The sequence below is a fragment of the Aeromonas sp. sif2416 genome (assembly GCF_019218665.1).
Classification (GTDB): Bacteria; Pseudomonadota; Gammaproteobacteria; order Enterobacterales; family Aeromonadaceae; genus Aeromonas; species Aeromonas encheleia.
The window spans coordinates 55,910-82,777 of the sequence record NZ_JAHUXC010000008.1; the positions used below are offsets into that span (position 1 = coordinate 55,910).

The 26,868-nt window shown below is 61.5% G+C and carries 21 protein-coding genes and 1 tRNA gene; 8 read left to right on the forward strand and 14 right to left on the reverse strand.

Annotated elements, in window-relative coordinates; translation table 11 throughout:
* Positions 1-79: 79 nt before the first annotated feature.
* The 5 genes from KW821_RS15115 to yqhD form a co-directional block, all read right to left on the reverse strand.
* A complete protein-coding gene (locus KW821_RS15115) occupies positions 80-1,480 on the reverse strand; it encodes an L-cystine transporter (protein WP_218292021.1) in 1,401 nt (466 codons plus the stop codon).
* A 161-nt stretch (positions 1,481-1,641) separates the two neighbouring features.
* A complete protein-coding gene (locus KW821_RS15120) occupies positions 1,642-2,934 on the reverse strand; it encodes a serine dehydratase subunit alpha family protein (protein ID WP_218292022.1) in 1,293 nt (430 codons plus the stop codon).
* A 367-nt stretch (positions 2,935-3,301) separates the two neighbouring features.
* Positions 3,302-4,786, reverse strand: a complete 1,485-nt coding sequence (gene pntB / locus KW821_RS15125; protein ID WP_218292023.1) for a Re/Si-specific NAD(P)(+) transhydrogenase subunit beta — start codon at positions 4,784-4,786, stop codon at positions 3,302-3,304.
* 11 nt (positions 4,787-4,797) lie between these two features.
* Positions 4,798-6,324, reverse strand: a complete 1,527-nt coding sequence (locus KW821_RS15130; protein ID WP_218292024.1) for a Re/Si-specific NAD(P)(+) transhydrogenase subunit alpha — start codon at positions 6,322-6,324, stop codon at positions 4,798-4,800.
* A gap of 506 nt (positions 6,325-6,830) precedes the next feature.
* A complete protein-coding gene (yqhD, locus tag KW821_RS15135; RefSeq protein WP_218292025.1) occupies positions 6,831-7,994 on the reverse strand; it encodes an alcohol dehydrogenase in 1,164 nt (387 codons plus the stop codon).
* A 141-nt stretch (positions 7,995-8,135) separates the two neighbouring features.
* Here yqhD and KW821_RS15140 point away from each other — a divergent pair, with 141 nt between their 5' ends.
* The gene (locus KW821_RS15140; RefSeq protein WP_218292026.1) at positions 8,136-9,038 is read left to right on the forward strand and encodes an AraC family transcriptional regulator; all 903 of its coding nucleotides are present in this window, start codon (positions 8,136-8,138) and stop codon (positions 9,036-9,038) included.
* Positions 9,039-9,054: 16 nt separating this feature from the next.
* Positions 9,055-9,567: a lipocalin family protein gene (locus KW821_RS15145; protein WP_218292027.1), complete on the forward strand. Its 513-nt coding sequence runs from the start codon at positions 9,055-9,057 to the stop codon at positions 9,565-9,567.
* Between the two features lie 57 nt (positions 9,568-9,624).
* Here the strand turns inward: KW821_RS15145 and KW821_RS15150 are convergent, their stop codons facing one another.
* A complete protein-coding gene (locus tag KW821_RS15150) occupies positions 9,625-11,514 on the reverse strand; it encodes a methyl-accepting chemotaxis protein (protein ID WP_218292028.1) in 1,890 nt (629 codons plus the stop codon).
* A gap of 299 nt (positions 11,515-11,813) precedes the next feature.
* Between KW821_RS15150 and KW821_RS15155 the strand changes: the two genes are divergently transcribed.
* Positions 11,814-12,332: a class IV adenylate cyclase gene (locus KW821_RS15155; protein WP_218292029.1), complete on the forward strand. Its 519-nt coding sequence runs from the start codon at positions 11,814-11,816 to the stop codon at positions 12,330-12,332.
* Positions 12,333-12,387: 55 nt separating this feature from the next.
* On the opposite strand, the gene KW821_RS15160 is transcribed toward KW821_RS15155, so the two are convergent.
* Both KW821_RS15160 and KW821_RS15165 read right to left on the reverse strand, forming a co-directional pair.
* Positions 12,388-13,758 (reverse strand): phosphatidylserine decarboxylase family protein, encoded by a 1,371-nt coding sequence (locus tag KW821_RS15160; RefSeq protein ID WP_218292030.1) that lies wholly within the window; start codon positions 13,756-13,758, stop codon positions 12,388-12,390.
* 311 nt (positions 13,759-14,069) lie between these two features.
* Positions 14,070-14,146, reverse strand: a tRNA-Trp gene (locus KW821_RS15165).
* A 202-nt stretch (positions 14,147-14,348) separates the two neighbouring features.
* Here KW821_RS15165 and KW821_RS15170 point away from each other — a divergent pair.
* The 4 genes from KW821_RS15170 to KW821_RS15185 all read left to right on the forward strand — a co-directional run bounded on the left by KW821_RS15170 (position 14,349) and on the right by KW821_RS15185 (position 17,260).
* Positions 14,349-14,891, forward strand: coding sequence for a hypothetical protein (locus KW821_RS15170; RefSeq protein WP_042654369.1), 543 nt, complete (start codon positions 14,349-14,351; stop codon positions 14,889-14,891).
* Between the two features lie 274 nt (positions 14,892-15,165).
* Positions 15,166-16,086: an aspartate carbamoyltransferase gene (pyrB, locus tag KW821_RS15175; protein WP_042654472.1), complete on the forward strand. Its 921-nt coding sequence runs from the start codon at positions 15,166-15,168 to the stop codon at positions 16,084-16,086.
* A gap of 17 nt (positions 16,087-16,103) precedes the next feature.
* On the forward strand, positions 16,104-16,568 hold the full coding sequence (pyrI, locus tag KW821_RS15180) for an aspartate carbamoyltransferase regulatory subunit (RefSeq protein ID WP_218292031.1): 465 nt from the start codon (positions 16,104-16,106) through the stop codon (positions 16,566-16,568).
* Between the two features lie 200 nt (positions 16,569-16,768).
* The gene (locus KW821_RS15185; protein WP_042042602.1) at positions 16,769-17,260 is read left to right on the forward strand and encodes an arginine repressor; all 492 of its coding nucleotides are present in this window, start codon (positions 16,769-16,771) and stop codon (positions 17,258-17,260) included.
* A 205-nt stretch (positions 17,261-17,465) separates the two neighbouring features.
* Here the strand turns inward: KW821_RS15185 and KW821_RS15190 are convergent, their stop codons facing one another.
* The 4 genes from KW821_RS15190 to arcA form a co-directional block, all read right to left on the reverse strand.
* Positions 17,466-18,872 (reverse strand): YfcC family protein, encoded by a 1,407-nt coding sequence (locus KW821_RS15190; RefSeq protein WP_042654371.1) that lies wholly within the window; start codon positions 18,870-18,872, stop codon positions 17,466-17,468.
* A 117-nt stretch (positions 18,873-18,989) separates the two neighbouring features.
* Positions 18,990-19,994, reverse strand: a complete 1,005-nt coding sequence (argF, locus tag KW821_RS15195; protein ID WP_042654372.1) for an ornithine carbamoyltransferase — start codon at positions 19,992-19,994, stop codon at positions 18,990-18,992.
* An 82-nt stretch (positions 19,995-20,076) separates the two neighbouring features.
* Positions 20,077-21,003 carry a carbamate kinase gene (gene arcC / locus KW821_RS15200; RefSeq protein ID WP_042654373.1) on the reverse strand — a complete coding sequence of 309 codons (927 nt, stop codon included), beginning with the start codon at positions 21,001-21,003 and terminating at the stop codon, positions 20,077-20,079.
* Between the two features lie 62 nt (positions 21,004-21,065).
* Positions 21,066-22,286, reverse strand: coding sequence for an arginine deiminase (gene arcA, locus KW821_RS15205; RefSeq protein WP_042644523.1), 1,221 nt, complete (start codon positions 22,284-22,286; stop codon positions 21,066-21,068).
* 747 nt (positions 22,287-23,033) lie between these two features.
* Here arcA and KW821_RS15210 point away from each other — a divergent pair.
* Positions 23,034-23,204 carry a hypothetical protein gene (locus tag KW821_RS15210; protein WP_170175984.1) on the forward strand — a complete coding sequence of 57 codons (171 nt, stop codon included), beginning with the start codon at positions 23,034-23,036 and terminating at the stop codon, positions 23,202-23,204.
* Positions 23,205-24,060: 856 nt separating this feature from the next.
* Here the strand turns inward: KW821_RS15210 and KW821_RS15215 are convergent.
* Together KW821_RS15215 and mglC are read right to left on the reverse strand one after the other, a co-directional pair.
* Entirely contained in the window at positions 24,061-25,794 is a 1,734-nt protein-coding gene (locus tag KW821_RS15215) for a methyl-accepting chemotaxis protein (RefSeq protein ID WP_218292032.1), read from the reverse strand.
* A 57-nt stretch (positions 25,795-25,851) separates the two neighbouring features.
* Positions 25,852-26,862 (reverse strand): galactose/methyl galactoside ABC transporter permease MglC, encoded by a 1,011-nt coding sequence (mglC, locus tag KW821_RS15220; protein WP_042654376.1) that lies wholly within the window; start codon positions 26,860-26,862, stop codon positions 25,852-25,854.
* Between the last annotated feature and the right edge of the window lie 6 nt (positions 26,863-26,868).

Genomic DNA, 26,868 nt, shown 5'->3' on the forward strand with positions numbered 1-26,868 from the left:
TGCTTGACTCCTGTTACGACAGGGGAGGCATCGCCTCCCCTGATTGATCAACTACCTGGGAACGGGTCCCGTGGATGGGTCAGACCGCGGACTCTTCGCCGTCCAGGCTGACCTCGGCATCACTGTTGAAGACCGCCATGTCGGTCTGCCCCATCAGGCGACCGGTAATGGTGCCTGCGGTGATGGAGCCGGAGACGTTGAGGGCGGTGCGGCCCATGTCGATGAGCGGCTCGATGGAGATGAGCAGGCCCGCCAGCGCCACCGGGAAGTCCAGTGCCGACAGCACGATCAGCGCCGCGAAGGTGGCACCGCCACCGACTCCGGCCACCCCGAACGAGCTGACGGTGATGATGGCGATCAGCGTCATGATGAAGCCGGGATCCATCGGGTTGACGCCGACGGTCGGGGCTATCATCACCGCCAGCATGGCCGGGTAGATGCCGGCGCAGCCGTTCTGGCCTATGGTGGCGCCGAAGGAGGCGGCGAAGTTCGCGATCCCTTCAGGCACGCCGAGCGCCTTGGTCTGGGTCTGCACGTTCATCGGGATCGAGCCCGCGCTGGTGCGCGAGGTGAAGGCGAACGCCAGCACCGGCATGATCTTCTTCAGGAAGCGGGCCGGGTTGATGCCCACCAGGCTCACCAGCAGCAGGTGCACGCCAAACATGATGGCGATGGCGCCGTAGGAGGCCAGCACGAAGTTCAGCAGGTTGATGATGTCGGCGTAGTTGGAGCCGGAGACCACCTTGGCCATCAGCGCCAGCACGCCATAGGGGGTGAGGCGCAGCACCAGGGTCACCATCCGCATCACTATGGCGTGGGCCACCAGCATGAAGCGTTCGAAGCTGGCGAAGATCTCGGGTTTCTTGCGGGCGATACCGGTGGCGGACAGGCCGATGAAGATGGAGAAGATCACCACGGCTATGGTGGAGGTCTTGCGCGCCCCCGTCATGTCGAGGAAGGGGTTGGCCGGGATGAACTCCAGCACCATCTTGGCGAAGGACATGCTCTCGACACTGCCGAGGCTGGTCTGCAAGGCCGCGCCACGGGCGGTCTCGGCGGCGCCGGCGACCAGTCCCTCGGCGGTCAGGCCGAACAGGTTGGACATCAGTATGCCCGCCCCGGCGGCGATCATGGTGGTGAAGATCAGCACCCCTATGGTCATGGCGCTGATCTTGCCGAGCGAGCTGCCGCCGCTCAGCTTGAGGATGGCGCCTATGATGGAGACCATGATAAGCGGCACTATGATCATCTGCAGCAGCTTCACGTAGCCGCTGCCGACGATGTCCAGATAGTCATTGGTCTGCACCAGTACCTCGGAGCCGACCCCGTGCAGCAGTTGCAGCGCCCCGCCAAACAAGATGCCCAACCCCAGCCCCGAGAAGACCCGGCGGGTGAAGCTGACATGAGTCTGCTGCAACCGGTAGAGAAACAGCAACAACATGACCAGGATGGCCAGATTACCGATAACGCTAAGTGTCATGATATTCCCCAAAAAATAAACGGGCGAGGCCCGAGATTGACGGACGGGCGCCTCGTGCGCCTCGCCCTGAAACTGACCGCATCGTGGCGGTCCGTCCCCCGGTATGCCGGGGTGACGTCAATGCATGCAAACACCGAGGGTGGCCTGCGCCACCCTCGTCATCAGTTCCCCTTGCCCTGCTGTTTGGCCCGCATGATGTTGATGATCTCGATGTCGGTATCCAGCATCCCCCGCTTGGAGAGGCGCCCCAGATTGGCGATGGTCTGATCCACGTCATCGGAGACTATGCCCTCGCTCTGGGGCACGTGCAGGTTGTTGATCGCCATCAGCGACGACTTGACCGCCGCCGAGGTGGAGGTCGACACCTTCATGGAGCAGGCGCTGCCCGCACCGTCGCAGATGATACCGGAAACATCGCCGATCATGTTGTTGATGCAGTGACTGATCTGCTCGAACTGACCCCCCAGCAGCCAGGTGATGGCGGCCCCCGAGCCCATGGCGGCGGTGCTGGCGGCGCACAGGGCCGACAGCTTGTTCTGGTACATCTTGATGTAGATGGCGACCAGATGGCTCATCACCAGCGCCCGGGTCAGCTGCTCCTCGTCGGCCTTGAGGAAGCGGGCGGCGGCCACCACCGGCATGGTGGCGGCGATGCCCTGATTGCCCGAGCCCGAGTTGGACATGGCGGGCAGCATGGCACCGTCCATGCGCGCATCCGACGCGGCCGACGACAGGCGCATGGCCAGCGTCATCAGATCGTCGGACAGCAGCTTGCGCTCCACCTGTTCGGTCAGGATCTTGCCGATGCTCAGGCCATAGCCCTGCAGCCCCTCGTCCGCCAGCGCCTGGTTCATGCTGGCCGCCTCGCGGATGAACGCGATCTCGGCCAGCGGCACCTCCAGGGCGAACGCCACGATTTCGCGCAAGGTCATGCCGGGCTTGTCGGACTTGGCGGGCTGGATCTGCACGCCGGGGGCGCTGGCCTGCTCCATCAGCACCTCGCCATCCTTCTCCAGCAGCACGATGCGGGTGTGATCGGTGCAGATCACCACCCGGGCGCTGTGACCGTCGGCCTCGGCCAATACCTCGGCGTAGAGCACGTCCGGCACGTCCTTCACATCCACCTGGATGACGGGCAGCAGCGCCTTGGCGGCCTCCACCTGGGCCGGGGTGAGGCCCTTGAGCACCTCCAGTCCGGCGTCCGGGTTACCCCCGGTGATGCCGACCGCGGCGGCGACCGGCAGGCCTATCATGCCGGTGCCGGGCACGCCGACCCCCATGCCGTTCTTGAACAGGTTGCCACTGACCCAGATGCTGATGCGGGTCGGTACCTGGCCCAGCAGCTTGCGGCAGTTGGCCGCCGCCAGCGCCACCGACATGGGCTCGGTGCAGCCAAGGGCCGGCACCACTTCACGCTTGAGCAGGGTTATGAAATCGGTCCATTGTGCTTTCATCTGTGGTTTCTCTGGTTCGCTATGCCGCTGGGCACATACTGCATTATCGGATCGGATCCACCCTGATGGTGAACGGGAGGAGGGCGCCAGCCTGGCAGGCCCTCCCCTCTGTAAATTTATTTGATCTTAGTGACGCCGGACTCAAATAAAATTGAGCCAGCTCGCTTTTCGCCGCCATTATGCCTTCCAGCAGGGGCAACGTCACCGGATTGCGATCCCGATCACGACCCGCCGCCCGCCTGGGTCCCTGCCCCCTCCGCCTCGCTACCCGACAGTGCCTTTGCCATCAATGGCTTGGCTCCGTGGCGTGAAATAATCGCAATAAAAAAGGAGGCCGAAGCCTCCTCTTGTCTCATCCGGTCAAGGCTTACAGTGCCTTCAGGATGGCCTCGACGCTGGCCTTGGCATCGCCAAACAGCATCTGGGTGTTCTCCTTGAAGAACAGCGGGTTCTGTACCCCGGCGTAACCGGTGTTCATGGAGCGCTTGAAGCCGATGACGTTCTGCGCCTTCCACACTTCCAGCACCGGCATGCCGGCGATCGGGCTGCCCGGATCTTCCATCGCGGCCGGGTTGACGGTGTCGTTGGCACCGATCACCAGCACCACGTCGGTGTCGTTGAAGTCGTCGTTGATCTCGTCCATTTCCAGAACTATGTCATACGGGACTTTCGCTTCCGCCAGCAGCACGTTCATGTGGCCTGGCAGACGACCGGCCACCGGGTGGATACCGAAGCGCACCTTGACGCCGCGCTCACGCAGCTTGTGGGTGATCTCGGCCACCGGGTACTGCGCCTGCGCCACCGCCATGCCGTAGCCTGGGGTGATGATGACGGAGCTGGCATTCTTCAGCATGTCGGCCACGTCTTCGGCGTTGGTCTCGCGGTACTCGCCCATCTCCTGATCGGCGGTCGATGCGACACCGTCGGAGCCGAAGCCACCGGCGATCACCGAGATGAAGGAGCGGTTCATCGCCTTGCACATGATGTAGGAGAGGATCGCACCGGAGGAACCCACCAGCGCACCCACCACGATCAGCAGGTCGTTGGAGAGCATGAAGCCCGCCGCCGCCGCCGCCCAACCGGAGTAGGAGTTCAGCATGGAGACCACGACCGGCATGTCGGCGCCACCTATGCTGGCTACCAGATGCCAGCCGAAGGCGAAGGCGATCAGGGTCATCAGCAGCAGCGCGAAGGTGGAGCCACCGGCGTTGACGAAGTGGATCATCAGCGCCAGGGAGACCACCACGGCCAGCAGGTTCAGCTTGTGGCGATGGGGCAGTTGCAGCGGCTTGGAAGAGATCAGGCCACGCAGCTTGCCGAACGCCACTATGGAGCCGGTGAAGGTCACGGCACCGATGAAGACGCCGAGGAAGATTTCCACCAGATGGATGTTCAGCATGGCGCCGGAGAGGTGCTCGACCTGGGCGACGCTGGCCGCCTGCTCGAACGCCGCCCGGGCCGCGGCCAGGGTCGCATCCAGGTTGGAGCCGACGGAGACCACTACCTCAGCGGGCGCGGAGGGGTGCAGATCGATGAAGCTGTTGAAGCCCACCAGCACCGCCGCCATGCCCACGAAGCTGTGCAGTATGGCCACCAGCTCGGGCATCTCGGTCATCTCGACCTTGAGCGCCAGACGCACACCGATGGCACCACCGATGACCATGGCCAGGATGATCCAGTGCACGCCACTGGTCTCCGGGTTGAGTACGGTCGCGAGCAGCGCTATGGCCATCCCCGCGATACCGAACAGGTTGCCATGTTTGGCCGTTTCTTGCTTCGACAGTCCCGCGAGACTGAGGATGAAGAGCACGGCGGCAACGATATAGGATGCTGTTACCAGTCCTTGAGACACGTTAAACCCCCTTAATCCTTACGGAACATCTTCAGCATGCGCTGAGTGACGGTGAAGCCACCGAAGATGTTGATACTGGCAATCAGCACGGCGATAAAGGCCAATACGGTGACCAGGGTCGACCCTTGCCCAATCTGCAGCAGGGCACCGACCACGATAATGCCGGAGATGGCATTGGTGACCGACATCAGCGGCGTGTGCAGGGAGTGAGAAACGTTCCACACCACGTAGTAACCGACCACGCAGGACAGGATGAAGACGGTGAAGTGGGACAGGAACTCGGCGGGTGCTACCGCAGCTACCCAACCGAAGGCGGCGATGCCGAGGGCACCGAACACGAACTTCTTGTTGGAGGGCTTCTTCTCTTCGGTCTGCTTGGGCGCAACCTTGGCGGCTGGCTTCTGCGGGGCCGCGGAGACGGCGATGGCGGGCGGCGGGAAGGTCACTTCACCGGCCTGGATCACCGTCATGTTGCGCTGGACCACGTCCTCGAAGTCGATGGCGACGTTGCCGTCCTTCTCCTTGCACATCAGCTTCATCAGGTTGACCAGGTTGGTACCGTAGAGCTGGGAGGATTGGGCGGGCAGGCGGCCAGGCAGGTCGGTGTAACCGATCACCTTGACGCCGTTGGGGGTCACGAACAGCTCGGTCGGCTTGGTGTATTCACAGTTGCCGCCGGTCGCCGCCGCCAGATCCACGATCACCGAACCCGGCTTCATGCTGTCGACCATCCCCTTGGTGATCAGCTTGGGAGCGGGACGACCCGGGATCAGGGCGGTGGTGATGATGATGTCCACGTCCTTGGCCTGCTGGGCAAACAGCTCCATCTCGGCCTTGATGAACTCATCGGACATGACCTTGGCATAACCATCGCTGGAGGCGCCATCTTCATTGCCGAAGTCCAGCTTGAGGAATTCACCCCCCATGGACTCGATCTGCTCGGCGACTTCCAGACGGGTATCGAAGGCACGCACTATGGCGCCGAGGGAACCGGCGGTCCCGATGGCGGCCAGACCGGCCACACCGGCACCGATCACCAATACCTTGGCAGGGGGAACCTTGCCGGCGGCGGTGATCTGACCGGTGAAGAAGCGACCGAACTGGTGGGCGGCTTCGACCACGGCGCGATAGCCACCGATGTTGGCCATGGAGGAGAGGGCATCGAGGGACTGGGCACGGGAGATCCGCGGCACCATGTCCATCGCCATCACATTGATGTTGCGCTCGGACAGCTTCTTGACCAACTCAGGGTTCTGGGCAGGCCAGATGAAGCTCACCAGGGTGGCGCCATCTTTAATCTGTGTGATCTCGGCATCGGTCGGCGCATTGACCTTGAAAATAAGGTCGGCTTGCCAGACGCTCGGCACCACGCTGGCACCGGCAGCCTCGAAGGCGGCATCATCGAAGCTGGCCAACGAGCCAGCACCGGCCTCGATGGCGACCTCGAAGCCGAGCTTTTTCAGCTGCTCAACGGTGGCCGGGGTCGCTGCGACCCGGGTCTCACCGGCGAGACTCTCTCTCGGTATTCCAATCTGCATGACTATTCCCTGATGGTTAATAAACAATCATTGCCCAGTCTCTCATGTCTGAGCCGACAAGGCATGACCAAAGTACAGGTCACGGGCCCTTTGTTATGAAAATCAGCAGGCTTCACCTCAACCTCCTGTCATGGTCAGGCCCCCACTTTTCAGGCGCGAAGGTGATTAGTATCAAATTTTGGAGTTTTATTACAACCGCAGCCCGGGCGGCGCCGGTACAGAATTCAGCCCATCCCGAGAGGGTATTTAAAAAAACAAACCAAATTAGCGACTTATACCAGCAAAATACGCTGAAAAAAGTGATCCAACCAGTCAAAAAAAATGTTTTGCCGGCCCTCTATCTTAGCGTTTTTTGTTCTTACGAAATCTATTCCCGGCTCACCTCGCGAGCCGAAAAGGAAAAAAGTAACCTTTTTGTAACGAGCAGGGGGCCGCTCCCCTGCCATGCGGCAGGTTCGGGCCCCCTCGATTCGGTACTGCTGTCGACCGGATACGGCGCCAGCCGCTTACCAGGCCGCCTCATAAATATGCTGACTCTGCACCAGATCGATGTCGCCGTGCTCGCCGAGGGCGGTCATGCCGTGCTCCGCCAGTTTGGCCAGCAGGGTGTCGATGCCGGCATCGGCCATGCCATAGTCTCGCAGCCGGGTCTTGAGCCCCATCCGCTCGAAGAAGTCGCGGGTGGCGGCGATGGCGCCGTCGATGCGATCCTCCTCGCTGCCGCTGCGCAGGTCCCACACCCGCTCGGCGTATTGCAGCAGCTTGGCGTGTTTCTGCTCACGCTTGGCCTGCAGCAGGGCCGGCAGCACCACCGCCAGGGTCTGGGCATGGTCGAGGCCGTGCAGGGCGGTCAGCTCGTGGCCCAGCATGTGGGTCGCCCAGTCCTGGGGCACGCCGGCCCCGATCAGGCCGTTGAGCGCCATGGTGGCACTCCACATGATGTTGGCGCGCACGTCGTAATTCTCCGGCTCCACCAGCGCCTTGGGACCCTCCTCGACCAGGGTCAGCAGCAGCCCCTCGGCGAAGCGATCCTGCACCTTGGCGTTGACCGGGTAGGTGAGGTACTGCTCCAGGGTGTGGATGAAGGCATCCACCACGCCGTTCGCCACCTGACGGGCGGGCAGGGTGTAGGTCAGCACCGGATCCAGCACGGCGAAGCGCGGCATCACGAACGGCGAGAAGAAGTGCTGCTTGTCGCCGCTGCTCTTGCGGGTGATGACGGCCCCCATGTTCATCTCGGAGCCGGTGGCCGGCAGGGTCAGCACGGCGCCAAGCGGAATGGCGGAGGCCACCTCGCCACCGACGGTCTCGAGGATGAGCCAGGGATCCCTGGCCGGATCGTAGTGGGCGGCGGCGGCGATAAACTTGGTGCCATCCAGCACCGATCCACCACCGACCGCCAGCAGGAAGTCGATCTGCTCAGCGCGGGCCAGGGTCACGGCCTCCATCAGGGTCTCATAGGTGGGGTTGGGCTCTATGCCGCCGAACTCGAACAGGGACATGCCGGCCAGCTCGCCGCGGATCTGCGCCAGCAGACCGCTGCGCACCACGCTGCCACCGCCATAGGTGATCAGGATGCGAGCATCGGTGGGGAGCTGTTCGCGCAGCTGGGCGACCTGGCCCTTGCCGAACAGGATCTTGGTCGGGGTGTGCAGGGTGAAATTGTGCATCGACATTACCTTCATGCTGACGAGGCGGCTGAGCCGCAAAATGTTGATTGCATTTTTCTACAGACAACCCCTACCATCAAGGCAACATTCTGCACATTGTTTGCCTATTTCTACAAAACACCAGATTTTACCGGAGCCGCCATGCCCAATCGCTACGCCGAACTCGCCGCCAGGCTGACCCGCCATGTCGCTGCGCCCGGCATCACCCCCTCCCCGGTGGAGCAGGTGAACCTCATCTACACCACCGAGTATCACGGCCGCACTCCTGTGCTCTACCAGCCGCGGATGATAGTGATACTGCAGGGGCACAAGGTGGGCTATCTGGCGGATCAGGTGTTTCGCTACGATCCCAACCACTACCTGCTGATGACGCTGTCGCTGCCGTGCGAGTGCGAGTGCTTCGCCTCCCCCGAGCAGCCGCTCATCGGCTTCTCCATCGAGATCAACGTCGCCACCCTGCAGGAGCTGCTGCTGGAGCTGGGGGACAGCCTGCCCGCCCCGCCGCCCCAGCAGAGCGGCGTGCTGGCGGTACAGCTCTCCGAGCAGATGTTCTGCGCCGCCGAGCGACTGATCGAGCTGATGGACAAGCCCCAGCACGCCAGGGTGCTGGGGCCGCAGACGGTGCGGGAGATGCTGTTCTACGCCCTCCATGAGTCGGGCGGGCCGGCGCTGCAGGCGCTCGCCAACCGCCACAACCACATGGGCCAGATAGCCCGGGTGCTGCGCCTCATCGAGCAGCGCTACGCCGACACCCTGACCATGGAGGAGCTGGCGCGGGAGGTGAACATGAGCGTCTCCGCCTTCCATCACCACTTCAAGGCGGTCACCTCCACCTCGCCGCTGCAGTACATCAAGTCGTTTCGCCTGCACAAGGCGCGCATGATGATGCTGCATGACGGCATCAAGGCGGGGGCGGCGGCGGCCAGGGTCGGCTACGAGAGCAACTCCCAGTTCAGCCGGGAGTACAAGCGCTTCTTCGGCAGCACGCCGACGGATCAGGCCTCCCGCTTCCGGGACGGCCAGCTGCGCATCATCGAAGGCTAAAAGAGAGGGATCCCCCATGCGTTCACTGCTTTGTCTGCTCACCGTTTGGCTGCTGACGGCCTGTACCGGCCTCGCCGACGGCATCCGCCCCGTCACCGGCTTCCAGCTCGACCGCTACCTCGGCACCTGGTACGAGATAGCACGCCTCGACCACAGCTTCGAGCGGGGGCTGGAGCGGGTGAGCGCCACTTACAGCCTGCGTGACGACGGTGGCGTCAAGGTACTAAACAGAGGCCTCCAGAGTGATGGCCGCTGGCGCGAGGCCGAGGGCAAGGCCTACTTCGTGGGCAACCCGGACGAGGCGCGGCTCAAGGTGAGCTTCTTCGGCCCCTTCTACGGCGGCTACAACGTCATCGATCTGGACCCCGACTACCAGCTCTCCCTGGTGACCAGCTACAACCACGACTATCTGTGGATCCTCTCCCGCTCCCCCAACCCGCCCAAAGCCAAGGTGGATGCACTGATCGCCAAGGCCAAGGGACTGGGCTTTGCCACCGACCGGCTCATCTGGGTCAAACAGAGCCCCTGAGACTCACAGGAATGCAAAAGGGCAGCCCGCAGGCTGCCCTTTTTTCTGGCAACAGGATCAGAGCCGGAAGCGGCCTATCTCCTGCTCCAATCGCTCGGTCAACGCCTTGAGCTCCACCGCCTGGGTCGCCTCCCCCTGCGCCTGCTCGGCCAGTTCCTGAGAGACGTGGCGGATGTTCTCGGTGTTGCGGCTGATCTCGCCGGTGACCGAGGTCTGCTCCTCCGCCGCCGCAGCTATCTGGGTCGCCATGTCGCTGATGGAGCCGATGGCCTCGTTGATCCGGGCCAGGCTCTGGTTGGCGGCCTCCGCATCCTCCACACTGGTGCCCGCCAGCTGACGACTGGTCTCCATGCCGGTGACGGCGCGCCTGGTGGTCTGCTGCAGGGTCTCGATCATCTGCTGGATTTCGTCGGTGGAGTCGTGGGTGCGCCTGGACAGCACCCGCACCTCGTCCGCCACCACCGCGAAGCCGCGCCCCTGCTCGCCAGCACGGGCCGCCTCGATGGCGGCGTTCAGCGCCAGCAGGTTGGTCTGCTCGGCGATGCCGCTGATGGTGGCCAGGATGCCGCTGATCTTCTGGGCATGGGCATCCAGCTCATGGATGGTCTGGCTGGCATCGGCCACCTCGTCCGCGAGACCCGTGATGCTGCGCTGGCTCTGACCGACCTGGGACTGACCGGCGACGGCCAGCTTGACCGCCTCCCCCGAGGTGGTGGCGGCGAATTCGGCGTTGCCGGCGATCTCCTGGGTGGCGGAGGCCATCTCGGTCACCGCGGTCGCCACCATGACGATCTCGTCCTGCTGCTGGCGCACCCGCTGGCTGCGGGCCTCAGCACCCTGCGCCTGGACCCGGGACTGGGCCGCCAGCTCGCCGGTCACGTCCCGCAGGCGGCTGACGATGCCGTGCAGCCGCGCCACGAACTGGTTGAAGCTCTGGGCCAGCTGGCCCACCTCATCCTTGCTGCGGGTGTCGATGTGAACGGTGAGATCCCCCTCGCCGTGGGCGATGTCGTGCAGCGCACCGGCCACCCGGCCGAGATCCTGGAACAGGAACTTGAAGGTACTGGTCAGCACCAGGCCGAACACCAGGATCAGGCCGGCGCTGATGAGCGCCAGCTCGCCGAGCAAGCGCTGCAACGGTGCCATCAGCACATCCTCGTGCATCACCATGGCCAGCAGCCAGTCGGTGTTGGGGATGGGCAGCACCAGCATCTGGCTGTCGCGCCCGCCGATCTGCACCGCCTGCAGGCCACCCTGCTGGCTCATGCTCACCAGTCGGCCGGCATCCAGCTCGGGGGCCAGATCCTGGCTCTTCTTGAGCGCCAGCTCCTTGTTCGGGTGGGCGACGATGAGGCCGCTCTTGTCCAGCAGCATGGCGTAGCCGTCCCCCTGCACCCGCATCGCCAGCACATCCTGAATGAGCTGATCCAGCGCCAGGTTGGCCCCCACTACACCCATCAGGCGCCCTTGCTGCAGCACCGGCTCGGCCAGGGTCACCACCAGCTGCTGCATGGTCACGCTGATGTAGGGCTCGGTGATGATGAGCCGGCCCGCCTTGGCGGCATCCTGGTACCAGGGGCGCTCGCGCGGGTCATAGTTGCCCTTGTTGAGGGAGGGATCGTTGCGGGTCATGACCCCCTCCGCCGAGCCGTAATAGGCCAGCCCGAAGCCGCCGGAGCGCAGGGTCTGCTGCAGATGGGGCACCAGCTCGGACGCCGGGTGGTTGGCGATCACCTCGACCTGGGCGGTCAGGCTCTCGCGCCTGTCCTGCATCCACTTGCCGATCCCCTCCGCGTAGGCGCTGGCATAGTTGCGCGCCTCGCTGTCGATGGCACTCAGGGTCTGGCTCTTCAGGGTATAGAAGGCGGTCATGCCGAGCAGGCAGACGGTGATCAACACCACGCCCAGGCTGGTTGCGAGCAATTTGCCGCGAAGGGAAAGGTTCATGGAATGTCCTCATAGCGATATAAGTGGCGTCAAATAAAGCCTGCACACCTCGTGTGGACTATATCGACCAGAAATACCCGACCATGAACGGCCATTGCTTAATTTTTGATAGGTCAACAAGCGGTTAGCACCGCCAGGCCCAGAGGAGAACGGGCTAACCGCCCGGAATGGCAACCTGTGGCACGGGCAGCCCACCCGCGCTATGGCGGTGTTGAGGCGCAGCCTGCTGGCACCTGCGCTGGCAAGCTGTATCTGTGATAGGTTGGCACTCCCGTAGTTCCCAAGGAGACCCTCATACCATGCCCAGAAATATCGAGATCAAGGCCAGGATCGCACGGATCGACGCCCTCCTCCCCAAGGCGGCCGCCATCGCCGATCAGGGTCCCGTCGAGATAGCGCAGGATGATACTTTCTTTCGCTGCGAGTCAGGCCGTCTCAAGCTGCGCACCCTGTCGCCCTCCGCCGGCCAGCTCATCTTCTACCGCCGAGCCGATCGGCAAGGCCCCAAGGAGAGCTTCTATCAGGTCACTCCGACGAGCGCGCCGGACAGCCTGCGAGAGACCCTCAGCCTGGCCTGTGGCCAGATCGGCCGGGTGCAGAAGACGCGCACCCTGTTTCTGGTCGGCAGGACCCGGATCCATCTCGATCGGGTGGAGGGGCTAGGCCACTTTCTCGAGCTGGAGGTAGTGCTGGAGGATGAGGAACCGCTCGAGGCGGGGATACAGGAGGCCCATGACATCATGGCGCGCCTCGGAGTGGAGCCGTCCCAGTTGATCGAAGGCGCCTATCTGGATCTGCTGGCCAAGACGCTGGCCTGATCGCAGGGTAACAAACAGGCCGCCCGCAGGCGGCCTGTTTCCATATGAATGATCCTCACTTCACCCGTGCGATGGCGGTGTTGAGCCGCAGGTTGGTGGCCTCCAGACTCGGGCTCTGGCCATGGAAGTCGAACGTCAGCTCCACCCCCTTGCGAAACACCAGGCAGTGGGTCGAGCCGCCGAAGTGGAACATGCCGAGCTGATCCCCCTTCTTCACCCTGTCCCCCGCCTTCACCGTGATGTCGCAGCTCGACACCTCGGCCATCCCCACCGGCACCACGCACATCAGGCCGATCTTGGGGTTGTCTGCCTCAATGAAGATCAGCGCCCGGGTCGCCACCGAGGTGAGGAAGGGCTGTGAGTTGTTGGGGGCACTGGGATCGGCACCGTCGGCATCGAGGAAACCCTCGTACTGGTTTTCCAGGTAGTAGGTGCCGTTGACCACCCGCACCTTGCGGATGGTGCCGCTCACCGGGCTGTGCCAGCGGTGGTAGCTCAAGGCGCTGAGGAAGGCCTGATAGACGGTGCCGCCGTCGAACAGCAGCGCCGTGTCGTCGAAGTCGAGCATGTTGTCGAGGGAATAGGGCTGACCCTTGAGCCAGAAGCGATCGCTGCGGCTCACCCCGCTCTTCACCTGCAGCGGGGCCGACTCGCAGGCGCTGACGATGACATTGTCGTCCTCCGGCGCCGACACCGGCCGCACGCCGGGGCGGAAGGTGCGGGTGAAGAACTCATCCCAGCAGCCGAAGCCATGGTATTCGGCCGCCGGATCGCACTGGAAGATGGCATCGAAGCTGTCCGGGGTCGGGTTGGCACCCTCCCCCAGGGCGGAGCGGGCCACCTGCACCATCTCGCCCTGGGCCAGCTTGCCGAGCCAGGGCACTATCAGGGTCTCCCTGTCCAGCCGGCTGACCGGCTCGGTCAGCACGTAGCGCGAGGCCGGGCTTTGCAGAAACTGCGCCCAGTAGCCGAGGATCTTCTTGAATTGTTGATTGATCAGGGCGTTGGCAAAGAACAGGTAGCCGGAGCGGGTCGCCATGGGCCAGTCGAGCAGGGCGTTGATGGGGAAGCCGATGAGCCCGGAGGGGGACTGGCTCGGGATATCCTGATAGGCCTCGGGCGCCGTGGTCATGATGCCGTTGAGCAGGATCAGGAAGTCGTCGAAGCTCTTCAGCTCGATCTGTCCGAGCGGCGTCAAGTGCTCGTGACGCCAGGCCTCCCTGAACATGGCGTCGGCCTGGGCGTGCAGCAGGGGATCCGACCTGACCAGATCCTGCAGCTGGGCGATGGGGGCCACCAGCGGCCGCGGTTGCTGCGCCACATACAGCTGGAGCCGTTTGATCCAGCGTGTGATGTGGGCCTGATCCTGTGGCACCCAGCCACCGGGGCGGGACTTGTTCAATCGGGTTTCAACGGCCTTGTTCATGACTCATCTCCTCGCATTGTCTCCACGCCCAGAATCCACGGCTTGAGCATCCATGCTGACGAACCGCCACGCGCGCCCTAGGCAGCGCGTGGCACAGCTCATGTGGTGTAGCACAGGGATGCGGACGGCACGACTGCCAGAAACGACAGGGCAGAAAGCGGCAATAGCGACTAGCGAAGGGCAACTGGGCCAAGCCCTTGAAAGGCAGGGGAAGCCAAGGCGTCAGGAGGAGAAGCGGAGCGGGGTCGCCGCAGAAAACCGGAAAGGCAGAAATGCGAAAGGCCAGCTCAATGAGCTGGCCTCTCTAAAAATGGCAGGGGCGGCAGGACTCGAACCCGCAACCATCGGTTTTGGAGACCGCTGTTCTACCAATTGGAACTACGCCCCTGCAACAAACGAGGCGAATTATACAAAGCCGGGATCAAAGGTAAAGGCTTTTTTTCTCAGTTTCGATGCGATCGAACAAATGACGAGCAACTCGCGCCAATTTGCCCATTCTGGCGGGGTAACTCGCTGTATTTACAGCCGTGCCCGGGTAGGAAAGGCGCCCGAATGGGGGTAGGGTGGATGTTGGCAAGAGGAGGATGCTCATGCTCAATTACCGCCTACTTCAACAACTTGCGCCACTCAACTTCAGGGATGAGCGCAAAACCGAGTCTCTGCCCGATTATCTAGACCGGGTCGCCCCGCTGGTGCCCTTCATTCCCCAGAACGTACTGACCCAGTGGATTTACCGCCATTGGCGCGGTTTTGAGTCCAACTGGAGCTTTATCGATCTCGCCCGCCACCGCTTCGAGTGTGAATCCTGGAGCACGGAGCAGGTCGTGACCCACATCAGCTCCCGCCACATGGAGGTGATCGAGCGCTGGGGCGAGATGTTGCGCCACAATCGCTACGTGCGCCGCTCCTGGCTCGGCGAGGACATGCTGAGCCGGGGCACCTGGTCCGAGCCCATCATAGTGCTCGCCCCCGCCGCGGACGCCTGCTACCCGGACGGGCGGCCACTGCCACAACCCTATTGCCTGCTGGAAGGGCATCACAGGCTAGGTTATCTGCGCAGCATGGCCGAAGATGGCTTGGCGCTGTCGGATCGACACCAGCTGTGGGTTTGCCGACCCGTTCACGACACTTAAACGTTTTTACGGGCAAATCTTGCCTTTGAAATAAATTTTTGACAATTCGAAAAGCGACTCTATAATCTGTCCGGTTTTGAAAAAGGTCGGGACATGACGATGCAGTTTTTGAACAAGAAAACAGCCTTGCAGACGGGTGGAGCGCACCAGAGCGGCCCCGTTGTTTTCGGTTCCCGACCCACAGATCCCCAATTATTTTTAAAAAGAGCCCCTGTTTCAGGGGCTTTTTTTTGTGCCCGAAAAACCTTCATTGATGTCAAAGGGAATGCAGACGATGGCCAATCCACTCTATAACAAACACGTCATCTCCATCTCGGATCTGACCCGGTCCGACATGGAACTGGTGGTCGCAACCGCCCAGCGGTTGAAGGCCGAACCCGACACCCGCCTGTTGAAAGACAAGCTGGTCGCCAGCTGTTTCTTCGAAGCCTCCACTCGCACCCGCCTCTCGTTCGAGACCGCGGTCCAGCGCCTTGGCGGCAACATCATCGGCTTCGCCGACGGCGGCAACACCAGCGCCAAGAAGGGTGAGACCCTGGCCGACTCCATCAAGATCATCGGCTCCTACTCCGATGCCGTGGTGATGCGCCATCCGAAGGAGGGCGCCGCCCGCCTCGCCTCCGAGTTCTCCCGCGTGCCGGTCATCAACGGCGGCGATGGCTCCAACCAGCATCCGACCCAGACCCTGCTCGATCTCTTCTCCATCCACGAAACCCAGGGCAAGCTGGACGGCCTCAACGTTGCCTTCGTCGGTGACCTCAAGTACGGCCGCACCGTCCACTCCCTGGCCCAGGCCCTGAGCCTGTTCAACTGCCGCTTCTTCTTCATCTCCCCGGAGGCGCTGGCGATGCCGGACTACCTGTGCGAAGAGCTGGAAGAGAAGGGCATCCAGTTCAGCGTGCACGAGACCATGGAAGAGGTGATGCCGGAGCTCGACATCCTCTACATGACCCGGGTCCAGAAAGAGCGCTTCGACGAGACCGAGTACAAGCACATGGCCGCCAAGTTCGTGCTGGAGCTGGCGACCCTGGAAGGAGCCAAGCCCAGCATGAAGATCCTGCATCCCCTGCCCCGCGTCGACGAGATCGAGGTGGCGGTCGACAAGACTCCCCATGCCTACTACTTCCAGCAGGCAGAAAACGGGGTCTACGCGCGCCAGGCACTGCTGGCACTGGTACTGAACGAAACTGTCTGAGCCGAGGGGAACACATCATGTCCGAGAAGAACCAACTGCAAGTCGAAGCCATCCGTCACGGCTCCGTCATCGACCACGTCCCCGCCGGCCAGGGCATCAAGATCCTCAAGCTGTTCCAGCTGATCGAGACCCAGGAGCGCATCACCGTCGGTTTCAACCTGAAATCCGGCGCGCTCGGCAAGAAGGATCTGATCAAGATCGAGAACACCCGCTTGACCGCAGAGCAGGCCAACCAGCTGGCGCTGTTCGCCCCCAAGGCGACCGTCAACATCATCGAAGACTTCAACGTGGTGAAGAAGCACCAGCTGGAGCTGCCGGAGTTCATCGCCGGGGTGTTCCACTGCCCCAACTCCAACTGCATCTCCCACAACGAACCGGTGGACAGCTACTTCCGGGTACGCGAGGTGAAGGGTGTGGTACGCATGAAGTGCAAATACTGCGAGAAGTCCTTCACCCAGGACATCGTCAGCGAACGTTATTGATATTCAGCTGGGCCCTCTGGGGCCCATTTTTGACCCCTGTCACATCCCCGATTCTCCGTTTGGTTATAATTTGCCATCCCGCAACGGCTAGACATCGTTCATTCCCTGCCTCTCACCTTACAGTCAGAGTTTTTTGCTATTAAAAGCACTGATGGCAGGTTTCGTTCGATAGCCATTGGTCATAGTCAAAGGAAGCCATCGTGGTCAAGACCCCCAGTCGTCCCGTTGAACAAGAATCGGACCTGGCCCAGCTGGATGCCTGTCGCCAGATCATCGGCCAACACTGCTACAGCACCCAGGAAGAGATCCGCCGTGAGCTGGCCGAACGGGGCTTCGCCGACATCAGCCAATCCACCATCTCCCGCCTGCTGCGCCGCCTCGGCGTGGCCAAGGCCCAGAACGCCAACGGCAAGAAGGTCTACACCCTGGTGGATGACCAGCTGGAGCCCGCCGGCAGCACCCGCTCCATCCACGACATGGTGCGCGGAGTGGTCCATAACCAGCAGATGGTGCTGGTGCACACCACCCCTGGTGCCGCGACCGTGGTGGCCCGCCTGCTGGATCGCAACGCCGATCCCGAGATCCTGGGCGCCGTGGCCGGCAACGACGTGGTACTGGTTGCCCCCCGCCATATCAGCCGCACCCGCCTGGCCCACGCCGCCGTGGTGCGCACCCTGGCGCAGGCGCGCTGACCGCCCTCCCCCGAATACAGAAGGCGACCCCGGGGTCGCCTTTTTACTGTCTGTCTTGCTTGCCTCACTCTGTTTCATCTCTGCCCCACGGCGAGTACCGCTCCGACCACCAAGCGCGGCGGCCACGCTCTGACTGCCCTCACCATAAAAAACGGGAGCCCGCAGGCTCCCGTTTCATTCGACTCGTCTTCTCGTGCTACTTCACTCAGGAGAGCATGGCTCCCAGACTCAGGCAGACCACGATCAGCAGGGTCAGGATACCCAGCAGCGGGGCGACCCACTTCAACCAGCGGACATAGGGTACCTTGGCGATGGCCAGGCCACCCATGACCACGGCGGAGGTCGGGGTCACCAGGTTCACCAGGCCGGAGGCAGACTGGTAGGCGGTGACCACCAGCTCGCGACCCACGTTGGCGAAGTCGGCAAGGGGCGCCATGATCGGCATGGTCAGCACGGCCAGGCCGGAGGAGGACGGCACCAGGAAGGAGAGCACCACTTCCAGCACGAACATCACGTTGATGAACACCACTGTGGAGAGGCCGGTCACTATCCCTTCTGCGCTGTGCAAGATGGTGTGGGTGATCATGCCGTTGTCCATCACCACCACGATACCGCGGGCGATACCGATGATCAGGGCCACGCCGAGCAGGTCACGGGCACCGTCGATGAAGTTGGTGGTCAGCTCCTCCTCGCTCATGCGGGAGATGACGCCGACTATGATGGCCGCGGCCAGGAAGACGCCGGAGATCTGCGCCATCCACCAGCCGAGCACGGCCACACCGTAGATCATCACGGCGAAGGCGGCGACAAAGATGCCGAGCACGATTTTACGGGTCAGGGTGAACTCCAGCATCTCATCGCTCTTGTTGCCGAGGAAGTGGGCACGGTTCTCTTCCCACTTGTCAGCCACCAGAGATTTGCTGGGGTCGTTGCGCACCATCTTGGCGTAACGCATCACATAGGCGACGCACAGCAGCCAGCCGGCCACCAGCATGGCGACCCGCAGCCAGATACCGTCGGTGAAGGAGATGCCGGCGGCGTTGGCGGCGATCACGGTGGCGAACGGGTTGATGGTGGAGCCCAGGGTACCTATACCGGCGCCGAGCAGCACGGTCGCGGCGGCGACCACGGGGTCGAAGCGGGCGGCCATCATCACCGGCACCAGCAGGGTGTAGAACGGCAGCGACTCTTCGGCCATGCCATAGATGGTGCCCCCTGCGGCGAACAGCGCCATCAGGATCGGGATCATCCACTCCTCGCGGCCACGCAGCCGATCGGTGACGCGCTCAATACCGGCATCGATGGCGCCGGTCTTGGTCACTATGCCAAGGAAGCCACCAATGATCAGGATGAAGAGGGAGACGTCGATGGCGCCTGCCTCATAGGTGTCGTGGTTGTAGAGACCATCGATGGGTGCCAGCAGCACGTCGACTATCCCCTGGGGATTGCCATCCACCAGCTTGTAGGTCCCCGCCACCGGCACTTCCTTGCCGAGGGCGTCGTTCATTATCATGTCGTATTTGCCGGCCGGCACTACCCAGCTCAGGGCGGCCACCAGGGCGATCAGCACAAACAATATCGTGTAGGCTGATGGGAACTTGAATTTAGTCATGGTCCAGCTTCCTTCTGCGGTATCCATGCAAGCTGCGGGTCGTAGGGTTCGAGGTATTATGCCGCCGTCACATGGTCGAAAAGCCGGGGGTTGCCCCCCGGCACCACTACTGCGACCTTAGTCGCCCAGCGTAGCAACCATCACTGCCTTGATGGTGTGCATCCGGTTTTCGGCCTCGTCGAATACTATACTGTGCTCGGATTCGAACACGTCCTCGGTCACTTCCAGACCCTTCATGCCATATTTGTCGGCCACTTCCTTGCCCATGGTGGTCTCATCGTTGTGGAACGCCGGCAGGCAGTGCATGAACTTCACATCCGGGTTCTTGGTGGCGTTGATGACGTCCATGTTGATCTGATAGGGAGTCATCAGTTTCACCCGTTGATCCCAGGCTTCTTTCGCTTCACCCATGGAAACCCAGACATCGGTGTAGAGGAAGTCGGTACCCAGCACACCCTCTTTCACGTCTTCGGTCAGGTGAATGCGCGCACCGGTCTCTTCGGCGATCTGGCGGCACTTGGCAACCAGCTCTTCTTCCGGCCAGAAGGCCTTGGGAGCAACCAGGCGAATGTCCATGCCCATCTTGGCGGCACCGACCATCAGGGAGTTGCCCATGTTGTTGCGGGCATCACCCAGGTAGGCGAACTTGATCTGGTCCAGGCGCTTGCCCTTGCCGTGCTCCAGCATGGTCATGAAGTCGGCCAGGATCTGGGTCGGGTGGAATTCGTTGGTCAGGCCGTTCCAGACCGGCACACCGGCATAGGCACCCAGCTCTTCCACTATCTCCTGGCCATAGCCACGGTATTCGATGCCGTCATACATGCGGCCCAGCACACGGGCGGTGTCCTTCATGGACTCCTTGTGGCCAATCTGGGAACCGCTTGGGCCGAGGTAGGAGACCTGGGCACCCTGGTCGAAGGCCGCGACTTCGAAGGCACAACGGGTGCGGGTGGAGGTCTTCTCGAAGATCAGGGCAATGTTCTTGCCGCCCAGATGCTTGCGCTCATAGCCACCGTATTTGGCCTTCTTCAGGTCGATGGCCAGGTCGATCATGTATTGGATTTCGCGCGGGGTGAAGTCCAGCAGTTTCAGGAAGTTACGGTTACGCAGATTAAAAGCCATGATGAGTTCTCTCTATATTTGTTCAGACCAATTTGGGCAGTGTTATTGACTACGCATACACAGTACAAAGTTGCTCGGTTACTCAGGCATTCACGGTATGGGTGGCGACGATATTGGTGCCAGCCTCGCCCCTGAGGATGGCCAGACCATCTTCCAGGGAGCCGATCCCGACCATGCCGCCGGTCGCTTTGACAAATTCACAGGACGCCTCGATCTTCGGCCCCATGGAGCCTGCATCGAACTGGACGCCAGCCAGCTCGGCCGGGCTGGTGACCCGCAGCGGGTGCTGGGTCGGCTTGCCCCAATCCAGGTAGACGGCATCGGCGTCGGTCAGGATCAGCAGGGCGTCGGCCTTGATCTGCTTGGCCAGGTAGGCGGCAGACATGTCCTTGTCGATGACGGCTTCGATGCCGGTCAGACGCAGGCCATCCCAGGTCACCGGAATGCCACCACCACCGGTACAGATGATGAGGTGTCCCTGGGCAATCAGGGTCTCGATGGCATCGCCTTCGACGATGCGCTGGGGCAGCGGGGACGGCACCACGCGGCGGAAGAACTTGCCGTCGGCCTTGACGCTCCACTGCTTCTCTTCGGCCAGGGCGCGGGCTTCGGCCTCTTCATAGACGGGACCGATGAACTTGGTCGGATTGGCGAAGGCAGGATCCTTGGGGTCGACCTGCACCTGGGTCAGCAGCGCGGTGACGTTGCTGCTCGGCATCAGGTTCTTCAGCTCCTGGATCAGCATGTAGCCGATCATGCCCTGGGTCTCGGCGCCCAGCACATCCAGCGGATAGGGGGACACCTTGGTATAGGCGCTGTTTTGCAGGGCCAGCAGACCGACCTGCGGGCCGTTGCCGTGCACCAGCACTACGTTGTATTCCTGGGCGATCTGGGCGATGGTCTTGGCGGCGGTGGCGATGTTCTTGCGCTGGATATCCGCTTCAAGCGGCTCACCGCGACGGAGCAGGGCATTGCCCCCCAGGGCGACGACGACAGTTGGTTTTTTCATAGTGGTTGATCTCGATTCGGGGTCTGTGTGGCGCCAGCCTCTGCCGGCGCCACGCCGTCTTGTTAGATGCCGTCACGTTCCATCGGGCAGCTCATGCAGCGGGCGCCGCCGCGGCCACGGCCCAGTTCTTCACCTGGGATGGACAGCACTGTGATGCCGGCCTTGTCGTACTTCTCGTTGGTGTAGGTGTTGCGCTCGTAGCCCACGACCACGCCGGGACGCACGGTCAGCACGTTGTTGGCGTCGTTCCACTGCTCGCGCTCGGCCTCGAAGCTGTCACCGCCGGTGGTGATGAGCTTGAGCTGATCCACACCCAGCGCCTTCTCGATGGCGGTCACGAAGTAACCTTCTTCCTTGATGTTCATGCCGGTGGCACCGCCCGGGGTCAGGCTCCAGCAGTTCACATCCTTGCGGATGACTTCCGGATAGACGGAGAAGGTGTCTATGTCCATGTGGGTCATGACGGTGTCGAGGTGCATGCAACTGCGGTGTTTCGGCAGTTGCATGGCGATGACTTGCTTGGCCTGGCCGTGTTTGAACAGGCTGCGTGCCAGGTGCTCGACCCCTTGCGGCGTGGTGCGCTCGGACATGCCGATGAGCACGGCGCCGCGGCCGATGACCAAAACGTCGCCCCCTTCGATGGTGGAGTTGTCGTAGTCACGATCCTCGTCACCGAAGTACTTGATGAAGTCTTGACCGGCGAACTGCGGGTGCCAGCGGTAGATGGCCTTCACATGGTTGGTCTCACGGCGACGGGCGGCCTTGGCCATGGGGTTGATGGAGACGCCACCGTAAACCCAGCAGGAGGTGTCACGGGTGAAGAGGTGGTTGGGCAGCGGCTCTATGATGAAATCGGTCGGGGCGTGCATGCCCACTACCATGTTGACGCCGCTGAACGGCATCTCGGAGTAGGTCAGGCCGCCGGAGAGGATGCGGGCCAGCTCGCGGTGTGGCATGTCGGCAAGGAAGCAGCGCACGTCGTTGGCCAGTGCGGTGCCGAGGCGGTAATCGGAGACCTGATGTTGCAGCAGCCAGGCTTTGGCTTCCGGCACATCCAGGGTTTCGGCCAGCAGGTTGGTCAGCAGGAAGACTTCGACATTCTGATCGCGCAGCACTTGAGCGAATTTGTCGTGCTCCTGACCGGCGCGTTCAACCGACAAGACGTCATCGAACAGCAGGTCCTGGCAGTTGGAAGGCGTCAGACGCTTCAGGCTGAGGTTGGGGCGGTGCAACATGACACGGCGCAATTGGCCAACTTCAGAACCTACATAAAATTTGCTCATGATTATATTCCGTCTAGCAGTGGTCCCTGCGAGTGATTGAATAGATTCCTTCTATTCATGCTCGTGGCTAAGGCGGGATATTCTTTATGTAGGGTACTCAGCTTGTGTTCTATCCTGCCCTTGCCTTTCGAGACCGAGGTTAGACCTGCATATGACGCTAAAACCAGACATTGATCACATTCAACTTCAACTGAATAAATTCATGACTTAATTTTTGATAGGGCTTACATAAATGACATTTAGCCATTTCCTATAGACGCATTAATAATCAAAAACCCATGGTTTTATTTCAAAAAATGACCAATTCCATTCATTTACCCTATCTACAAAGGGATAATGCAAAACTTAAATAGTGTTTAAAATTAATAAGATATAAAAACATCAAGTTTAAATTGAATTTAATATGCAGTAGAGTGAATTTCTCCGCGCTGGTGTGGGGGAGAATGGCCACATAAATAGTCACAATCACAATCCTGGCTGAATAATCCATCTCTTGTCCCAGATCATGGCATTGACGCCAGCCCGCCTGGGATAGGCCTCGGATGACAGCGATGAGGCTATCTCTTTTATATGGATATGCATTCCTAGCGCATCTTGGTCACGCCTCCCGCCCTGTTCTCACCCTCTCCCGGTTTTAATCTTTTTTCATTAGTTGAATTTATCCGGTCGCCTTGCGTCGCAAGGCGACTCGACTTAACTCAAAAAGTGATCCGGATCACACCGAATCCTGTCACCAAGGAGATATCCATGAAGATCAAATTGCTGCTCATCGCCCTGGCTCTGTCCATGAGCCCGGCATTGGTCAGCGCCGAGGGGGCTCCCGCCGTGCCCGAGGTGGTGTGCCACGTCGACCAGGCACCCCAGATGCTGGTCCCCGAGTATCTGTGCCAGCAGTATGGCGGCGAGCAGTACGACTGAAGCCGAAGCCCAAGGGGAGGCCTCCTCCTCTTGGCTAGGCCGGCAGGCACCATCACCAGGCGGTCCACCCCTCTACTATATGTACCTCGCTTCCTCCACCCGCAGGCTCATTGATGAGAAGTCGATAGCCGGCGCCTGACCCTTGCTCCCTTTATCTCTCCCTCACGCCCCATGGAGCTAGACAGGCAGCCTTGCGAACATTCATCCGCTCCGGGCTCGCGACGCCGGCCGCCAAGTCGATGTGGCAGGACCATTCATGCCTGCCGATCTTGCGTGGCGAGCGCCCGGCATCTGCGAACGGCTCTGGTCTCTGTGACTTTTCTGAACCTCAGTTAAACGAAGCGTGAGACATTCGCCATAGCTGGCGTAAGTGAAACGCCCATAAAATTCCCGCCATAGTCGGAAGATAGGATCAAAAAACCTGCACACATAAATTTCAATGCGATGATTTATAACAATAAAGTTGCATTACGGTTTCCTGAGAAACGAGTTGTGTAAAAACGTTTTTCAGCATGCCGTTGTCGTCCGCCATGAAATCCTTATAGTTACTCCTGCACGGACGCAGTAGAAGTCGGTCAGGAAGACAGGCTGCCAGGGTTAGGCAAATGGACTCACCACAGGATGTGGTAAAGGACACCTCCCAGGACGGAGAAAGTGCGACGGGAATGGATGACTCGTCAGGCCAAGATGGCTAAAGGACACCCCAAAGGATTGGGAAGGGGAAACCTAAAGGAAGAGGTAAACAGTCAGGGATTGCAGGGAGCAACTTCGTTCAAGGATCTGAGCGATAAGACTACCGGGGGCGACGCGAGTCGCCCCCATCTTTTTGGCCATTTTTTGCCTCGGCCACCGGCTACTACTCCAGCCTGAAACTCCCTACGATGTCATTCAACCTGTCATAGGTGTGCCGCATGGACACCGAGCTGCCCACCGTCTGCTCACCATTGGTCTTGAGCTGGGTGATCACCTCGGCGATGGCGCTGATGTTGCGGTTGATCTCTTCGGCGACGGCGCTCTGCTGCTCGGCAGCGGTGGCGATGTGGCTGATGAGATCGTTGATCTCCACCACCTCTCCCGCCATCAGATCCAGTGACGCATTCACCCTGTTCGTGTTCTCGGCCGCATCCTGGCAACTCTGCCGGGTATTGCCCATGGCCTCCACCACGGTTTGGGTGCCCCGCTGCAGCCTGCTCAGCATGGTCTGAATCTCGGCAGTGCTCTGCTGGGTACGCCCCGCCAGGGAGCGCACCTCATCGGCCACTACCGCAAAACCGCGGCCCTGCTCGCCGGCCCGGGCGGCCTCGATGGCCGCGTTGAGTGCCAGCAGGTTGGTCTGCTCGGCGATGCTGCCGATGACCCCGAGAATGGATCCTATCTGCTGCACATCCTGCTGCATGGCGGTGATGGACTGGGCCGTGCTCTCCACCTCTGCCACCAGCGCGGTCACGCTGGCCATGGCCTGATCGACCACCAGGCGCGACTGGCTCGCCAGCTGCTGGCTCTGGCCGGTCAACTGGGCCGTGCTGGCCGCACTCTCGGATACCGACACTGCGGTGCGGCTCATCTCGTTGATGGCGGTGACGACCTGCTCCGTCTCGCGCACATGCTCGGCCAGCAACCCTTGAGCCGAGCCGGTCTGTCTGGCCAGGCCGGCGATGCCGTCATTGAGCTGGCCGCTGGCCTCCCTCACCTCCCCCATCATCTCCTGCAGACGCTCGATGAAGCGGTTGATACCGGCCGAGATCTGGCTGAGGTCGTCCCTGCCGGTCACCGTCAGGCGGCGGGTCAGGTCACCATTGCCTTGCGACAGCTCCAGCACCAGGTCGCGCAGGGAGAGGATGGGGCGATAGGCCAGATTGAGCGCCACCATGGACAGCAGCAACACCAGCGCCGCAACCCCGAACAGGGCCAGGGTGATCTTGCCATTGAGCGCCTGGGTCATGGTCTGGATATAGTCGAGATCCACGTAACCGGTCAGCGTCCACTGGCTGCCCCGGATATCCAGCTGGTTGGGGCGAGCCTCGCTCTCCCCTTGCGGCTTGCTGTCGTAGAGCACCTTGCCCTGACTGTCGGCCAGCGAGAAATAGCGCCCCTCGCCGCTCACCTTGGCCAGCAACTGCTTGAACTCGCTCATATCGAGGTAATAGAGGTAGGCGGAGTCGGCGCCCCTGGGCACCAGGATGGAGATGACGGGCTTGCCATCCAGCTGCTGCAGCGGGCTGACGGTGATCTGGTTGTTGGCGGCGGGGATCAGCTTGCGCAGTGCCTCTACCCTGGCCGGATCATTGATGACCCCGTTCACGTCGAACGCCATGTCACCGATGAGCTTGACGATGTTGTGGAATCCGGTCTCCTGCAGGGCCTTCTTGACGCTGGTCACCCCGAGGTTGAGATTGGCCGCCAGCAGCACCTTCTGATTGATGTCCCCCGCCAGCTTCTCTTTGACCAGGGTGATCTGCTCGTTGATGTTCTGGGTGGCCTGGGTGCGGATGTAGCCGCTGATGAAGTGATTGACGCTGAGCCAGGCGGTGCCGATGGTGACCAGGATGGCGAGCAGCAGGAGGACGTTGATCTTGACTTTAAATGGCATGGAATGGGTCCTTCCAAAGAGAGAGGGCCGGTCTCTCCCGGCCCTCTCTGCCAATGCTTACTTCTTCTTGGCGTACTTCATGGAGTCCAGCGCGACCGCCAGTATGATGATGCCGCCCTTGATGATGAACTGCCAGTAGGGGCTGACACCGATATAGGTCAGACCGTAGTTGATCAGGGTGAAGATGAGCACCCCGGTGATGACTCCGGCCACTGTGCCCACACCACCGGCGAAGGAGACCCCGCCCACCACGCAGGCCGCGATGGCGTCGAGCTCATACATGAAGCCGAGGTTGTTGGTGGCGCTGCCGATACGGCCTGCCTCCAGCATGCCACCGAAGGCGTAGAACACCCCGGCCAGGGCATAGATCACCACCAGGTTGACGGCGACGTTGACGCCGGACACCTTGGCGGCCTCGGGGTTGCCGCCGATAGCGAAGATGTTCTTGCCGAAGCGGGTCTTGTTCCACAGCACCCAGACGAACACGCTGGCAATGGCGGCGTAGAAGGTGAGGTAGGATAGCTTGAACCCCCCCAGCTTGATGAACCCCTGCGCGAAGCTCGAGAAGCGGGGATCGAAGCCGGCTACCGGCGAGGCACCCACGGAATCGAAGTACAGCGAGTTGATGCCGTAGACGATGATCATGGTACCCAGGGTGGTAATGAAGGGGGTCACGTTCAGGTAGGCCACGATCAGACCGTTGAGCAGACCGATCAGGGCCCCCACGGCACAGACCAGCAGGATCACCACCGGAATGGGCACTTCACCCAGGCTGGGGAACACCTTGTTGACGTTGGTCAGCGCCTGCAACATGGTGGCGGCGATCAGGGCGGCCAGGCCGACCTGACGACCGGCCGACAGGTCGGTGCCCTGGGTGATGATGATGCCCGCCACCCCGAGTGCGATGATGACCCGCACCGAGGACTGGGTCAGGATGTTACTGAAGTTGGTGAGGCTCAGGAAGGAGGGCTCCTTGATCACTATGACCATGAGCAACACCAGCAGCACCACATAGATGCCGTTCTCTTTGAGCGCCTGCATCAGATTGAAATTTTTAGCCGACTCCATAAATAT

What these genes read in the sequence shown, in the direction of transcription:
- pyrI (WP_218292031.1), top strand. Translation starts at nt 16,104, where the DNA reads ATGTCCGAGAAGAACCAACTGCAAGTCGAAGCCATCCGTCACGGCTCC.
- argF (WP_042654372.1), bottom strand. Translation starts at nt 19,994, where the DNA reads ATGGCTTTTAATCTGCGTAACCGTAACTTCCTGAAACTGCTGGACTTC.
- arcA (WP_042644523.1), bottom strand. Translation starts at nt 22,286, where the DNA reads ATGAGCAAATTTTATGTAGGTTCTGAAGTTGGCCAATTGCGCCGTGTC.
- KW821_RS15155 (WP_218292029.1), top strand. Translation starts at nt 11,814, where the DNA reads ATGCCCAGAAATATCGAGATCAAGGCCAGGATCGCACGGATCGACGCC.
- KW821_RS15170 (WP_042654369.1), top strand. Translation starts at nt 14,349, where the DNA reads ATGCTCAATTACCGCCTACTTCAACAACTTGCGCCACTCAACTTCAGG.
- arcC (WP_042654373.1), bottom strand. Translation starts at nt 21,003, where the DNA reads ATGAAAAAACCAACTGTCGTCGTCGCCCTGGGGGGCAATGCCCTGCTC.
- KW821_RS15210 (WP_170175984.1), top strand. Translation starts at nt 23,034, where the DNA reads ATGAAGATCAAATTGCTGCTCATCGCCCTGGCTCTGTCCATGAGCCCG.
- mglC (WP_042654376.1), bottom strand. Translation starts at nt 26,862, where the DNA reads ATGGAGTCGGCTAAAAATTTCAATCTGATGCAGGCGCTCAAAGAGAAC.
- yqhD (WP_218292025.1), bottom strand. Translation starts at nt 7,994, where the DNA reads ATGCACAATTTCACCCTGCACACCCCGACCAAGATCCTGTTCGGCAAG.
- KW821_RS15130 (WP_218292024.1), bottom strand. Translation starts at nt 6,324, where the DNA reads ATGCAGATTGGAATACCGAGAGAGAGTCTCGCCGGTGAGACCCGGGTC.
- pyrB (WP_042654472.1), top strand. Translation starts at nt 15,166, where the DNA reads ATGGCCAATCCACTCTATAACAAACACGTCATCTCCATCTCGGATCTG.
- KW821_RS15120 (WP_218292022.1), bottom strand. Translation starts at nt 2,934, where the DNA reads ATGAAAGCACAATGGACCGATTTCATAACCCTGCTCAAGCGTGAAGTG.
- KW821_RS15145 (WP_218292027.1), top strand. Translation starts at nt 9,055, where the DNA reads ATGCGTTCACTGCTTTGTCTGCTCACCGTTTGGCTGCTGACGGCCTGT.
- KW821_RS15215 (WP_218292032.1), bottom strand. Translation starts at nt 25,794, where the DNA reads ATGCCATTTAAAGTCAAGATCAACGTCCTCCTGCTGCTCGCCATCCTG.
- KW821_RS15115 (WP_218292021.1), bottom strand. Translation starts at nt 1,480, where the DNA reads ATGACACTTAGCGTTATCGGTAATCTGGCCATCCTGGTCATGTTGTTG.
- KW821_RS15140 (WP_218292026.1), top strand. Translation starts at nt 8,136, where the DNA reads ATGCCCAATCGCTACGCCGAACTCGCCGCCAGGCTGACCCGCCATGTC.
- KW821_RS15160 (WP_218292030.1), bottom strand. Translation starts at nt 13,758, where the DNA reads ATGAACAAGGCCGTTGAAACCCGATTGAACAAGTCCCGCCCCGGTGGC.
- KW821_RS15150 (WP_218292028.1), bottom strand. Translation starts at nt 11,514, where the DNA reads ATGAACCTTTCCCTTCGCGGCAAATTGCTCGCAACCAGCCTGGGCGTG.
- KW821_RS15190 (WP_042654371.1), bottom strand. Translation starts at nt 18,872, where the DNA reads ATGACTAAATTCAAGTTCCCATCAGCCTACACGATATTGTTTGTGCTG.